Annotated in this window: 11 protein-coding genes; 9 read left to right on the forward strand and 2 right to left on the reverse strand. The window is 58.8% G+C overall.

Annotated elements, in window-relative coordinates:
- Positions 1–179 precede the first annotated feature (179 nt).
- Positions 180–677: a single-stranded DNA-binding protein gene (ssb, locus tag SJY13_RS04985; protein ID WP_377188427.1), complete on the forward strand. Its 498-nt coding sequence runs from the start codon at positions 180–182 to the stop codon at positions 675–677.
- Between the two features lie 18 nt (positions 678–695).
- Positions 696–1766: a site-2 protease family protein gene (locus SJY13_RS04990; protein ID WP_377188430.1), complete on the forward strand. Its 1071-nt coding sequence runs from the start codon at positions 696–698 to the stop codon at positions 1764–1766.
- Here the strand turns inward: SJY13_RS04990 and aroB are convergent, their stop codons facing one another.
- Both aroB and SJY13_RS05000 read right to left on the reverse strand, forming a co-directional pair.
- Positions 1767–2879, reverse strand: a complete 1113-nt coding sequence (aroB, locus tag SJY13_RS04995) for a 3-dehydroquinate synthase (RefSeq protein ID WP_377188433.1) — start codon at positions 2877–2879, stop codon at positions 1767–1769. It abuts the gene before it with no gap.
- Positions 2880–3467 carry a shikimate kinase gene (locus SJY13_RS05000; protein WP_377188436.1) on the reverse strand — a complete coding sequence of 196 codons (588 nt, stop codon included), beginning with the start codon at positions 3465–3467 and terminating at the stop codon, positions 2880–2882.
- A 79-nt stretch (positions 3468–3546) separates the two neighbouring features.
- Between SJY13_RS05000 and SJY13_RS05005 the strand changes: the two genes are divergently transcribed.
- From SJY13_RS05005 to SJY13_RS05035, 7 genes are all read left to right on the forward strand, one after another.
- Positions 3547–3696 carry a hypothetical protein gene (locus SJY13_RS05005; RefSeq protein ID WP_200818536.1) on the forward strand — a complete coding sequence of 50 codons (150 nt, stop codon included), beginning with the start codon at positions 3547–3549 and terminating at the stop codon, positions 3694–3696.
- Positions 3686–5209 (forward strand): hypothetical protein, encoded by a 1524-nt coding sequence (locus SJY13_RS05010; protein WP_377188440.1) that lies wholly within the window; start codon positions 3686–3688, stop codon positions 5207–5209. Before SJY13_RS05005 ends, SJY13_RS05010 begins: the two co-directional genes overlap by 11 nt.
- Before the next feature lie 2 nt (positions 5210–5211).
- A complete protein-coding gene (locus tag SJY13_RS05015; protein WP_377188443.1) occupies positions 5212–6165 on the forward strand; it encodes a tyrosine recombinase in 954 nt (317 codons plus the stop codon).
- A 63-nt stretch (positions 6166–6228) separates the two neighbouring features.
- Entirely contained in the window at positions 6229–7536 is a 1308-nt protein-coding gene (locus tag SJY13_RS05020) for an HlyC/CorC family transporter (RefSeq protein WP_085821632.1), read from the forward strand.
- A gap of 90 nt (positions 7537–7626) precedes the next feature.
- Entirely contained in the window at positions 7627–10044 is a 2418-nt protein-coding gene (locus SJY13_RS05025; RefSeq protein WP_377188446.1) for a GcvT family protein, read from the forward strand.
- A 31-nt stretch (positions 10045–10075) separates the two neighbouring features.
- The gene (locus tag SJY13_RS05030; RefSeq protein WP_377188449.1) at positions 10076–10675 is read left to right on the forward strand and encodes a nucleotidyltransferase family protein; all 600 of its coding nucleotides are present in this window, start codon (positions 10076–10078) and stop codon (positions 10673–10675) included.
- 768 nt (positions 10676–11443) lie between these two features.
- The gene (locus SJY13_RS05035) at positions 11444–12871 is read left to right on the forward strand and encodes a Do family serine endopeptidase (protein ID WP_377188452.1); all 1428 of its coding nucleotides are present in this window, start codon (positions 11444–11446) and stop codon (positions 12869–12871) included.
- Positions 12872–13034 lie beyond the last annotated feature (163 nt).

Here is a 13034-nt window from a genome sequence, read left to right on the forward strand (position 1 = left end):
TACGCGAGTATAGGTATTCCAGTTAAAGATGAAAGCATGGTGAACAAATCCTTGGCGATTTCTTGGCCAGTGTTGCCGTCATCATCTATGTTTTCACCCTGACGCAGGCCGTATAGGGTCGCTTACAGAAACGGCGCCAGATTCGGGCGCATACAAACCAGTTAAGAACGGGGAAATACATGGCGGGTTCTGTCAACAAAGTCATTCTGGTCGGAAATCTTGGCCGCGATCCCGAGGTCCGGTCGTTCCAGAACGGCGGTAAAGTTTGCAATCTGCGCATCGCTACTTCTGAGAATTGGAAAGACCGCAACACCGGTGAGCGTCGCGAACGGACGGAATGGCACTCGGTTGCGATCTTCTCAGAGCCATTGGCCCGCATTGCAGAGCAATACCTGCGAAAGGGCAGCAAAGTTTACATCGAAGGCCAGTTGGAGACCCGCAAATGGCAGGATCAGTCCGGTCAGGATCGCTATTCGACCGAGGTTGTGCTGCGCCCCTATCGTGGTGAGCTGACGCTGCTGGACAGCCGCAGCGAAGGTGGCGGCGGTGGTGGCCAGTCCGGAGGATATGGCGGCGGTCAGGCCGGTGGCGGATACGGCGATCCTTATGGTGCCCCCTCCTCCAGCGCTCCTGCTCCAGCATCCGGCGGCATCGACGATGATGAGATCCCGTTCTAAACCAGACGGAGATTTGACATGACATGGTCCTTCACACTGGGCCGACTGTTGGGGTCGGAACTGAGGGTCCATGTCACCTTTTTTCTGTTGCTGGCCTGGGTGGGCTTTGCCGCCTATTCCAGCGGTGGATTGCCAGCCGCAATCGAAAATTTGGTTTTCGTGCTGGCGCTGTTTGCCTGCGTTGTGGCGCATGAGTTCGGCCACGCCTTGATGGCCCGGCGCTATGGGATCAAAACCCCCGATATCACTCTGTTGCCTATCGGCGGGCTGGCGCGGTTGGAACGGATGCCGGAAAAGCCGATGCAAGAGGTGGCGGTTGCACTAGCAGGACCTGCCGTGAATATCGCGATCTGGATCGTTCTGGTTGCTTTGGGCGCCGGAATGCCGTTCGAAACGATAGCGCAAATCGACTCGACCGGGCCTGCTTTGTTAAACCGTCTGGCCTATGTGAACCTGTTGCTGGCCGCATTTAACATGATCCCCGCCTTTCCGATGGATGGAGGTCGCGTGTTCCGCGCACTGCTCTGTCTGAAAATGGACCGGGTGAAGGCCACCAAAGTCGCCGCCATTGGCGGCCAGATGGTTGCCGTAGCGTTTGGTTTTTGGGGGTTGAGCACAGGGAACCCGCTGCTGGTTTTGATCGCCGTTTTTGTCTTTGTCGCTGCCAATTCGGAAAGCCAGGATGTTGCGATGCGCTCGGTCGCGCGGCGGGTTCTGGCGCGTGATGCGATGATCACCGAGTTCCACGCCCTGTCCCCCAGCGATACACTAGCCACCGCTGCGCAGGCCGTCATTCACACCACCCAGCACGAGTTTCCTGTGATGGGCGCAGATGACCATCTGATGGGGTTTCTGACGCGTGAACGGCTTTTTGCCGCGTTGGCCGGAGACCATCCGCGGTCTGATCCTGCAACCTCGGTCATGGTGACAGATATTCCGCAGGTGCAACTGACCAGCGGGTTAGAGACTGTTTTGGACGGGCTACACAAAGGTGCCCCCGCCATCGCAGTCTGTTCGCAGGCCGGTAACATGGTTGGCTATATCACCCGGGAAAACATCGGTGAGCTGATGGTGATCCGCAGTCGGTGATCAGGCCGTCGCCAATGCGTCCTTTAGCACCGACAGAACCGCCTCACGCGGGACTTCCGAGGTGACAAACGCTTGCCCGATCCCTCGGGCCAGAATGAACCGCAACTGGCCGTCGATCACTTTTTTGTCCTGCGCCATCAGATCGACCAGAGCCTCAGCGCCGGGCAAGTCACCGGGAATATCCCCCAGATCGGTCTTCATGCCCATATCGCGCAGATGCGCCCGCACACGGCTGGGGTCTTCCTGCGAACACAGGCCAAGCCGGGAGGACAGCTCGAACGCGAGCGCGCACCCGATGGCCACGCCTTCGCCATGCAACAGCCGGTCGGAATATCCGGTGGCGGCCTCAAGCGCGTGACAGAAGGTATGCCCAAGATTCAATAGCGCACGGTCGCCCTGTTCGGTTTCATCCCGCGCTACGATCTCGGCCTTCATCTGCACCGAACGTGTGACGGCCCGCACCCTTGCGGCCATGTCACCGCCCGCGACATCTGGACCGTTGACCTCTAGCCATTCGAAAAACGCGGCATCTCCCAGCAGGCCATATTTCACGACCTCGCCATACCCGGACAGGAAATCCCGCTGGGTCATGGTCGCCAATACCGATGTATCGGCCAGCACCAGCGACGGCTGATGAAAAGCACCGATCAGGTTCTTGCCCTGCGGCGCGTTGATCCCGGTTTTACCACCAACCGAGCTGTCGACTTGTGCCAGCAGCGAGGTCGGGATCTGTACGAACCGCACCCCGCGCCGCAACACGGCGGCCGCAAAACCGGCCAGATCACCGATGACACCGCCGCCAAGGGCAATGACAACGTCGCGGCGTTCAACCTTTTCGGCCAAAAGCCACTCGACGGCACGTTCGAAATGCGGCCAGCTTTTGGTTGCTTCACCGGCGGGCAAGGCCAGCGACGACATCTCGATTCCGGCCGTGGCCAATCCGTCGCGCAGCGCGCCCAAATGAAATGCAGCCACGTTCTCATCTGTCAGAACGGCGACCTTGGGGCGATGCAACAGGGGCGCGATCCTGGTGCCGGATTGGGCCAGCAATTCGGGGCCGATTTCCACGTCATATGAGCGTTCGCCCAACTCTACATGTACACTTTGGTGCATCTATTTTCGTTCCAAAACATCGGGGCGTGTCAGCAAAGCAGCCACCAACCGGTCCACCATAGTCTCGATCGCCGTTTCACCATCGGACTGAGCCGTCAGATCAGCCTGCGCATAGACCGGCACACGCGCCTCGTACAAGGCGCGCAACGTCGCATATGGGTCCGACGTGCGCAGCAAGGGGCGCGTGTCCTTATGTTTAACTCGGTTCCACAGAACGTTCAGGTCGGCCCGCAACCAGACAGAGACACCGCGTTCGGTGATCATCATTCGGTTGGTGTCGGCCAAAAAAGCGCCGCCGCCGGTCGAAAGGATGCCTTTTTCCTCGTCCAGTAGACGGCCGATGACCTGACTTTCCTTGGTCCGGAAAAACGGCTCTCCGTCGCGTTCGAATATCTCGGGGATGGTCATATTGGCTGCTGATTCGATCTCGGCGTCGCTGTCGAGGAACGGAACGCCCAGTCTTGCGGCCAAACCCCGGCCCACTGCCGTCTTTCCTGCCCCCATCATACCTACAAGAACCACCGTTTTGTGCAGTTCAAAGCCTGTATCCGCGTCCGAGCTGTAGGTGTTATGCTTAATTTCGCTCATTTCACCGTGAATGACGTGATCTTAGGAAAAATGCTAGCTATAACTATGACAAAAGAGAAAATTGGGGCAGCGTTGAGCAATGGGCCGTCTGATCAAATTCCTGATATATCTGATTTGCCTGTGTTTTATCGGGCTGGTGGCGTACGCCTATCTTGGGCCGTTCTTCGGGGCCGACTTTTCGGCACCGCAGGATGAGGTTCGAGAACCGGTAATACTGAATGTCGAATAAGGTCGCAGTGTTCATGCTGTTTCTGGCCGGGTCGGCTCAGGCACAGCAGGAACCACTCTCAGTCATCGACTGGTTAAACGATCCACCCGAGAACCTGCCGGGCACTGTCCTGCTGGAACCGCCTGTAACACAGAGCGGCAATCAACCCGATATCGTCGTCACGCCACTTGAGGCGCTGTCGCAGCCGCTGGGGCTGGTGTCGTCCTCGGTGACCGGGCTGCCCGTAGACATGTGGCAAGGCAGCGATCCTGACCGTTTGGCCAAGCTGATCGGACACGTCCCGGTTAAGTACAACCCGGCCATGCAGCGCCTTTTGTTTACCCTGCTGCTTTCCGAGGCACGTGCGCCAGCGGAACCAGGCGCGCAAGAGACGCTATTGTTGGCTCGCCTGGACCGATTGATGCAGTTGGGCGCAGCAGATCCGGTGCAGTCGCTGGTGCAACTGGCCGGCCCCACCGACAGCCGTGCGCGATTTCAGCGCTGGTTCGATGCGACATTGCTGACCGGGGACGAAGATCGCAGCTGCACCGCGTTGATCGCGCAACCTCACCTGTCGCAGGACTATGCGGCGCAAATCTTCTGCAAGGCCCGCCGGGGTGATTGGGCGTCAGCCGCCCTGACGCTTGAGGCCGCCCATGCGCTGCAGGTTCTACCGTCCGAAGATCTGGCGGTTCTGGATCGGTTCCTCAGCCCTGAATTATACGAAGATGCAGAATACCTGCCGCAACCCGATCACCCCGACCCGTTAAGCTTCCGTCTGTTTGAGGCTATTGGCGAGCGTCTGCCCTCGACCCCTTTGCCGCGGGCTTTTGCCAATGCCGATTTGCGGGACGTAGCGGGCTGGAAGGCGCAGATCGAAGCGGCTGAACGATTGACACGAATTGGTGCGCTTACACCCAATCAGTTGCTGGGGCTTTATTCTGAACGCGATCCCGCAGCATCCGGCGCAGTCTGGGATCGGGTCGCGGCGGTGCAACGGTTCGAAAGCACACTGCAGACAGGCAAGCCCGCTGCGATAGCCAAAACGCTGCCGATCGTGTGGGCCCAAATGCAAAAAGTCGGTTTGGAAGTTCCGTTTTCCGAATTGTTCGCGGGTCGATTATCGCAGGTAACGCTAACGAATCCAGGCGCTGAAAGCCTGCGTTGGCGCGTTCTGTTGCTGTCCGAACTTTATGAGACCGCAGCCCTGTCTGCACCAGACCAGTCTGAGAAATCGCAGTTTCTGGCCGCATTGGCGCAGGGCGATCCAGGGCGCGCGCGCTCACCTTCGCCACTGGCTGATGCGGTGGCTCAAGGCTTTGCCTGGGCGGCTCCGGTGCCGTCGGATATCGACGCGATGCTGGCCAACGGTCAGCTGGGTGAGGCCATTCTGGAAACCATGGAACTGTTCGCCCATGGTGCGCGCGGCAATCTTGTCGATCTGACTGCTGCTATCGCAACATTACGCCGCGTGGGGCTTGAGGATACAGCCCGGCGTGCTGCGCTGAACCTGCTGATCCTGCAAGGCATCTGACCATGACCGCCCCAGCCACTCAGGAGCTTTGGATCTCGACTTTTCTACAGGCGCAAGCAGCCGAACTGGGGGCCGCAACAAACACGCTGCTGGCGTATGGCCGCGATCTGAAGGACTTCGCGGCCTGGCTCGACCATCGCAAGGTCGGATTTGCCGAGGCGGATCGGGATCAGATCGAAGCCTATCTGATCAATTGTGACGCACAGGGATTGGCAAAGTCCACCCGGGCACGGCGGCTTTCGGCCATCAAGCAGATTTTCCGTTTCGCCTTTGAAGAAGGATGGCGCGAGGCCAATCCTGCCATTCAGATCAAAGGCCCCGGTCGGCAGAAACGCCTGCCCAAAACGCTGGATGTGCCCGAAGTTGACCGGTTGCTGCAAGCGGCCCGCGAAACCGGGCGCACGCCAACCGACCGTCTGCGCAACACGTGCCTGATGGAGGTTCTTTACGCCACCGGAATGCGGGTGACCGAACTGGTATCCCTGCCCGTATCTTCGGCGCGTGGCGATCCGCGAATGCTGCTGGTCCTGGGTAAAGGCGGCAAGGAACGAATGGTGCCGCTGTCCCCACCCGCACGGGATGCATTGGCGGTCTGGCTCCGCGTGCGGGATGAGGCCGAAGATCAACTGGTGGCCGTTGGAGGGCAGCGATCCAAGTTCCTGTTTCCATCCCGCGGCAAATCTGGCCACCTGACGCGGCACATGTTTTTTCTTCTGGTCAAGGAACTGGCCGTTCAAGGCGGCGTTGCGCTTGAAAAGGTCACGCCGCACACGCTGCGCCATGCTTTTGCGACACATCTGCTGGCCAATGGCGCCGATCTGCGGTCGATCCAGACCCTGCTGGGCCACGCCGACGTCGCAACGACCGAGATATACACCCATGTATTGGACGAACGCCTGTCAGAACTGGTGTTGGAGCATCACCCGCTGGCGAAAGACCCCAGCAACAAGGGCTAACCCCTTGATCCGCCGGGACCGCGCCCCCATAACCAATGCAACACCACAAACAATCAAGGACCGATGGAACCCTCTTCTTCTCTGATCGACGGCGCATTCTGGTTTACCACTGGCGCTATTCTGCTTTTGCTTATCCTGTCGGGCTTTTTCTCGGGTTCTGAAACAGCATTGACCGCATCGTCACGCGGAAAGCTGCGGGCACAGGCCGACAAAGGCTCGCGCGGGGCGCAAAAGGCGCTGGACATCACCGATGACAATGAACGCCTGATCGGCTCGGTCCTGCTGGGCAATAACCTGGTGAACATCCTTGCGGCCTCGCTGGCGACGGCGATGTTCACGCGGCTGTTTGGCGAAAGTGGCGTGGCGCTTGCGACGTTGGTCATGACACTGCTGGTGCTGATCTTTGCCGAGGTGCTGCCCAAGACCTATGCCATCACCAATGCGGAAAAGGCGGCCGCGCTGGTGGCCCCCATCATCAGTGTGGTTGTGACCGTTTTCTCGCCGGTCGTGGCGGCCGTGCGCCTGTTGGTGCGCGGTGTCTTGCGTCTGTTCGGCGTGAAAATTGACCCAGACAGCAACATCCTGGCCGTGCGTGAGGAAATCGCCGGAGCGCTACAGTTGGGCCATTCCGAAGGCGTAGTCGAAAAAGAAGACCGCGATCGTATCCTCGGCGCATTGGATCTAGGCGATCGAACCGTGGAAGAGATCATGTTGCACCGCTCTAACATCCAAATGATCGACGCGGACGACGCCCCGGAAGCCATCTTGCAGCAATGCCTTGAAAGCTCGCACACCCGCCTGCCTGTGTTTCGAGATGAACCCGAGAACATCGTCGGTGTGGTCCACGCCAAAGACCTGTTCCGCGCCATGTACGCCCATGCCGGGGCCAGCGAAAGCGAGACCAATCGGCTTAAGGAATTCGACGTCTCGAAGGTGGCGAACAATCCGTATTTCGTGCCGGAAACCACCACGCTGGACGATCAGATGCGAGAATTCCTGCGGATGCACAGCCACTTTGCGCTGGTGGTCGACGAATACGGATCATTGCGCGGCCTGATTACGCTTGAGGATATCCTGGAAGAAATCGTCGGCGAAATCGCAGATGAGTTCGACATCGACGAGGATGTTCCCGTGACCCGGACCGAGGACGGTCAGTTTCTGGTCGAAGGTGCCATGACGATCCGCGATGTGAACCGGGCGATGGACTGGTCCCTGCCCGATGACGAAGCCAACACCGTCGCAGGTCTGGTTATTCACGAGGCGCAGATGATCCCTATTTCCGGGCAGGTCTTCTCGTTCCACGGGTTCCGGTTTGAGGTCACGGCCCGCGAAGGCAACCGGATCACCGAGCTGAAAATCCGCCCCTTGTGACTCCAAGTCAGCGACAATCCATGTCGGAAACGGAACAGTAAACCCCAAACGGTACTTGCAGGCTTTGGCTAAATCCAAGGGAGGCAAGTCGTGAAGACCACAACTCAGGTAGCAGTGATTGGCGGCGGCGTCGTCGGGTGTTCGGTTCTATATCACCTGACAAAATTGGGCTGGTCGGACGTGATGCTGCTGGAACGGTCCGAACTGACCAGCGGGTCAACGTGGCACGCGGCGGGCGGGTTTCACACGCTGAACGGCGACACCAATATGGCTGCGCTGCAGGGCTATACGATCCGCCTGTATAAAGAACTGGAAGAGATTACCGGGATGTCCTGCGGCCTGCACCATGTGGGCGGGGTAACCCTGGCCGACAATCAGGACCGGTTTGACATGATGCTGGCCGAAAGGGCCAAGCACCGGTTCATGGGGCTTGAGACTGAAATCGTGGGTCCCGATGAAATCCGCAAGATCGCCCCGATCACCAATACAGATGGCATTATCGGCGCCCTTTACGATCCGTTGGACGGCCATCTGGATCCCTCTGGTACAACCCACGCCTACGCCAAGGCCGCGCGGATGGGCGGAGCCACGATCGAAACCCATTGTATGGTGCGCGAAACATTGCAGCGCGCGGATGGCACTTGGGATGTGGTCACTGACAAAGGCACCATCCACGCCGAACATGTGGTCAATGCCGGCGGCCTTTGGGCCCGTGAAGTTGGCGCCATGGCCGGTGTCTATTTCCCGTTACACCCGATGGAACACCAGTATCTGGTCACGGATGCAATCCCTCAGATTGAGGCGATCATCGACGCCGGGGGCGAGCACCCGCATGTGATGGACCCCGCTGGAGAAAGCTATCTGCGCCAGGAAGGCCGCGGCTTGTGCATCGGGTTCTACGAACAACCCTGCAAACCCTGGGCTGTGGACGGCACCCCGTGGGAATTCGGCCACGAACTTTTGCCCGATAACTATGACAAGATCACCGACAGTATCGAGTTCGCCTATGAACGTTTTCCAGTTTTGGCCGAGGCCGGAGTGAAATCAGTGATCCACGGGCCGTTCACTTTTGCACCGGACGGGAACCCTCTGGTCGGGCCGGTGCCGGGGATGCGCAACTATTGGTCAGCCTGCGGCGTGATGGCAGGGTTTAGCCAAGGTGGCGGCGTCGGTCTGACACTGGCGCAGTGGATGATCGAGGGCGAGCCCGAGCGCGATGTCTTTGCCATGGATGTGGCCCGGTTCGGCGATTGGATCAACCCCGGCTACACCCGCCCCAAAGTGGTCGAAAACTATCAAAAACGGTTCAGCGTCGCCTACCCGAACGAGGAACTGCCCGCCGCCCGCCCCAACCGGACAACCCCGATGTATGACATCTTCACCGATCTGGGCGCGGTCTGGGGGCAGCAATACGGGCTTGAGGTACCGAATTACTTCGCGAAGGACGGCGAGCCCGGATATGAGACGCCCTCGTTCCGGCGATCGGATGCGTTTGACGCAACCGGGCGCGAGGTACGTGCCGTTCGCACCGGCGTCGGCATCAACGAAGTTCACAATTTTGGCAAATACCGCATCACGGGACCGGGCGCGCGGGACTGGCTAAACCGGATCATGGCCGGGCGCATCCCCAAACCGGGGCGGCTATCGTTGACGCCGATGCTGTCCCAAAAGGGCAAGCTGATCGGGGATTTCACTGTCTCGTGCCTGGGCGAGACCGAATTCCAACTGACCGCGTCTTATGGCAGTCAGGCCTTTCACATGCGGTGGCTCCTGCAACATCAGGTCGACGGCGTTAGCATCGAAAACATCAGTGACCGTTTGAACGGGTTTCAGATTGCGGGGCCCAACGCCACACAGGTGTTGGCCGCCTGCACCCGCGACGACCTGTCAGATTTCTGCTTTCTCGATGTGCGGCGCATGACGGTCGGAATGGCCGACTGCATTGTCCAACGGGTCAGCTATACCGGAGATCTGGGGTATGAGATTTACTGCGATCCGATGGCCCAACGGCAGCTCTGGTGGACCTTGTGGCAGGCCGGTCAATCCCACGACATGGTGCCCTTTGGCATGCGCGCGATGATGAGCCTGCGTCTGGACAAGTTCTTTGGGTCCTGGATGTCGGAATTTTCACCAGACTACACAGCTGCCGAGACGGGGCTGGATCGGTTCATCTCTTACTCGAAAAACGCCGATTTCATTGGTCGCGCAGCTGCCGAGCTTGAACAGGCTGAGGGTCCCGCACGCAAGCTGGTGGCTTTCGAGGTCGATGCCGACGATGCAGATGTCAACGCTTATGAGCCGATCTGGATGGAAGACGAGGTCGTGGGTTTCTGCACCTCGGGCGGCTATTCTCATCATGCCCGGAAATCCGTCGCCTTGGGGTTCCTGCCTGCCGACCGCGCGGCCGACGGATCGCAGGTTCAGATCGAAATCCTGGGACAGATGCGCAATGCCCGTGTGATTTCTCAGCCGCTGTTTGATCCGGACGGTGCGCGTATGCGGGGATGACTCGCCCGCGCTCCGGCGGCATGGTGGCGGTATGACTCAGATACCGATCATTCTACTGGCCGCCGGACAGTCCAGCCGCATGGGCGGCAGGGACAAGCTGTTGCAAATTGTCGATGACTTGCCCTTGCTGCGACGCGCAGCACAGATCGCATTACAAGCGGCACCGGTCATAGTGGCCCTGCCCGCGTCTCCGCACCCCAGATACACCGCGCTGGAGGGATTGGATCTGCGAATGATCGAAATCCCCGATGCCAGTGAGGGCATGAACGCCAGCTTGCGTGGTGCCTTGGCTCAGGTAACGTCTGATGCTCCGGCCGCGATGGTTCTGCTGGCTGACCTGCCTGACATCACTGCTGACGATCTGACGGCCGTTCTGGGTGCCGTCAAAATCCACCCGGACAACCTGATCTGGCGGGGTGCGACAGCTGCAGGCAAGGCCGGTCACCCGGTGGTTTTTGACCGCAGCCTGTTTGACCAACTTACAACCTTGACCGGCGATGAGGGTGCGCAATCTGTTGTGCGGGCGCATTCAGATCAGGTGCATTTGCACGCTCTGCCGGCAAGCAACGCATTACTGGATTTGGACACGCCGGAAGACTGGGAGAAATGGGCGAGAAATCGCCGGTCCTGAACGCATCGGCCCAAAATGAACACGGCCCGGTCGTTGTCGACCGGGCCGGTTGCCCAAAACAGGACTACCACTTTTCATCAATCCCAGAAGCGCGGCCAAAACTGCCTATTGGCAATCTGGCTATTGTGCCGCTGAACCTAAACAAGACCCCCTCGTTAACATGCCGCTCAGCGCTTCCAGTAACTGTGACAAGCCTTTGGCACCCCCTAGTGCCATCGGCTCCCCCTCGCTTGGGCCTTTTCATCGTCACCGATCCGAAGGATTCAAACAATCTAAAATTGGACGGGATGGTTAATTTTAGGGGTATCAGAATGGTTTTTCCGCAACATTCTTTCGAGGCCATTCAACCTAGCGTTGAGTGCTACTTTCACTTAGAGTGACGTCAAATTTGGTTATGTCTACGTCCAGTGAGCTATCTAGCAATTATGTCAAGAATTGTTCCCGTTTACACCGGCGTTCAACGCGCAGCGTCACAACCAAAAGAGGATCGCTCGAAAACAGTGAAAATCAATGGGTGATTTGTTAACAAAACTGAGTCAATTCAACTCTTTTCGCGCTTTGCTGGTCAAATCGGCAACAATCCACCGATTCGCCAAGAATGATTCGCGCGAATCCTCCGATCGCCGCCTCAGATGCAGCGGCATGGAACCGTTCTTTTGTGGCAGAATTAAGATTTCTTAACAATCCAATCAGGAAACACTCAGACTGAAGGCGCATCTCCTGTTTCAACGCGCGGTCGCAATCGCGTGGTATATACAGGAGACAACAATGAGCATCCGCAAATCCTCCCTTCTTCCCGGGACAACCAATTGGGTCGGCGTTGGCGCATTAGGCGCTGCACTGCTGGCAACCACCGCCCTGCCCTCAATGGCCGATGAGGCGCTGGCTGATCTCGTCGAAAACGTTTCGCCCTCGGTCGTCACAATCATCGCAGAGCAAAACACGGCCCCAATGCCCGCGCAGGGCCAGGATCTTGAAGACCACCCGTTCGGGGAGTTCTTTAAACGCTTTGGCACGCCCGAAGGATTCAATGCACCGCAACGTGGACCTGCACAGGGGCTGGGATCAGGGTTTGTGCTGGATGAAGCCGGATACATTGTTACCAATCACCACGTCATCGACAACGCCGCGACCGTGACTGTGCGCCTGAGCGACGAGCGCAGCTTTGAGGCCGAAGTGATCGGTACCGACCCGCTGACCGATATCGCCATTCTGAAAATCGACGCGGGTGAAAGCCTGCAGGCCGTGGATCTGGGCAACAGCGATGTCATCCGCGTGGGCGAAGATGTGGTGGCCATTGGCAACCCGTTCGGCCTGCATTCCACCGTGACCACCGGGATCGTTTCGGCCAAGGGTCGCAACATCTCGCAAGGACCCTACGCCGAGTTCATCCAGACCGATGCCGCCATAAACAAGGGCAATTCGGGCGGCCCGCTGTTCAATATGGAAGGCGAAGTGGTTGGCGTAAACTCGGCCATCTATTCACCAACCGGAGGGTCCGTGGGTCTGGGCTTTGCCGTGACCTCGAACATTGTCGAACACATCGCCGCTGACCTGCGCGATGATGGTCAGGTCAGCCGCGGCTGGCTGGGCGTATCGATCCAGAATGTCAGCCCCGAAATCGCGGCTGCCATGGGTATCGACGCATCCGCTGGCGCACTGGTGTCGGACGTAGTCGACGGCAGCCCGGCTGAAGGCATTCTGAAACAGGGCGATGTCATCCTGACCTTCAACAACGAGCCCGTCGATTCCAGCAGTGATCTGCCGCTTTTGGTTGGAACCACCAAGGTGGGCACCGACAGTGTTCTGACCGTTCTGCGTGATGGGGCCGAGCAGCAGCTTGAGCTGACGATCGGACAGCACCAAAGCGCTTCGGCCGAGATTGACAAGTCGGTTGACGAAACCGTCTCGGGCACCGCTCTGGGCGTGACAGTTGCCCCACTGACCGACAGCAACCGCAGCCAGATGGGCGTGGCTGAAAATGTCGACGGCGTCGTTGTCACCGACATGGCCCCTGACAGCCCCGCTGCCAAGGCCGGACTTCAGCCCGGTGATGTAATCGTCAAGTTGGGCGGTCAGGACACCGCGACACCAGACGCTTTGAAAGCCGCGTTGGACAGCGAAAAGACCGACCCCGCGCTTGTCCTGATCAATCGCGGCGGCAACCAGATCTTTGTTGCGGTGGAAATCGCCTGATCAAACACCAGCGCGCGCCACAAGATGGGGATATCTGGCGGGCGCCTCCTCGGCGGGTTTGAATTGTCCGCAAACCGCTGGGGCTGCCGGGTGCGCAAGGACGCACCCGGCACGTAAACACTTCAAACCATGTGCTTTACCCGCAAATTATGTTTAAATCCGG

Source organism: Ruegeria meonggei (assembly GCF_042768335.1).
Taxonomy (GTDB): domain Bacteria; phylum Pseudomonadota; class Alphaproteobacteria; order Rhodobacterales; family Rhodobacteraceae; genus Ruegeria; species Ruegeria meonggei.

What these genes read in the sequence shown, in the direction of transcription:
- ssb (WP_377188427.1), top strand. Translation starts at nt 180, where the DNA reads ATGGCGGGTTCTGTCAACAAAGTCATTCTGGTCGGAAATCTTGGCCGC.
- SJY13_RS04990 (WP_377188430.1), top strand. Translation starts at nt 696, where the DNA reads ATGACATGGTCCTTCACACTGGGCCGACTGTTGGGGTCGGAACTGAGG.
- aroB (WP_377188433.1), bottom strand. Translation starts at nt 2,879, where the DNA reads ATGCACCAAAGTGTACATGTAGAGTTGGGCGAACGCTCATATGACGTG.
- SJY13_RS05000 (WP_377188436.1), bottom strand. Translation starts at nt 3,467, where the DNA reads ATGAGCGAAATTAAGCATAACACCTACAGCTCGGACGCGGATACAGGC.
- SJY13_RS05005 (WP_200818536.1), top strand. Translation starts at nt 3,547, where the DNA reads ATGGGCCGTCTGATCAAATTCCTGATATATCTGATTTGCCTGTGTTTT.
- SJY13_RS05010 (WP_377188440.1), top strand. Translation starts at nt 3,686, where the DNA reads ATGTCGAATAAGGTCGCAGTGTTCATGCTGTTTCTGGCCGGGTCGGCT.
- SJY13_RS05015 (WP_377188443.1), top strand. Translation starts at nt 5,212, where the DNA reads ATGACCGCCCCAGCCACTCAGGAGCTTTGGATCTCGACTTTTCTACAG.
- SJY13_RS05020 (WP_085821632.1), top strand. Translation starts at nt 6,229, where the DNA reads ATGGAACCCTCTTCTTCTCTGATCGACGGCGCATTCTGGTTTACCACT.
- SJY13_RS05030 (WP_377188449.1), top strand. Translation starts at nt 10,076, where the DNA reads ATGACTCAGATACCGATCATTCTACTGGCCGCCGGACAGTCCAGCCGC.
- SJY13_RS05035 (WP_377188452.1), top strand. Translation starts at nt 11,444, where the DNA reads ATGAGCATCCGCAAATCCTCCCTTCTTCCCGGGACAACCAATTGGGTC.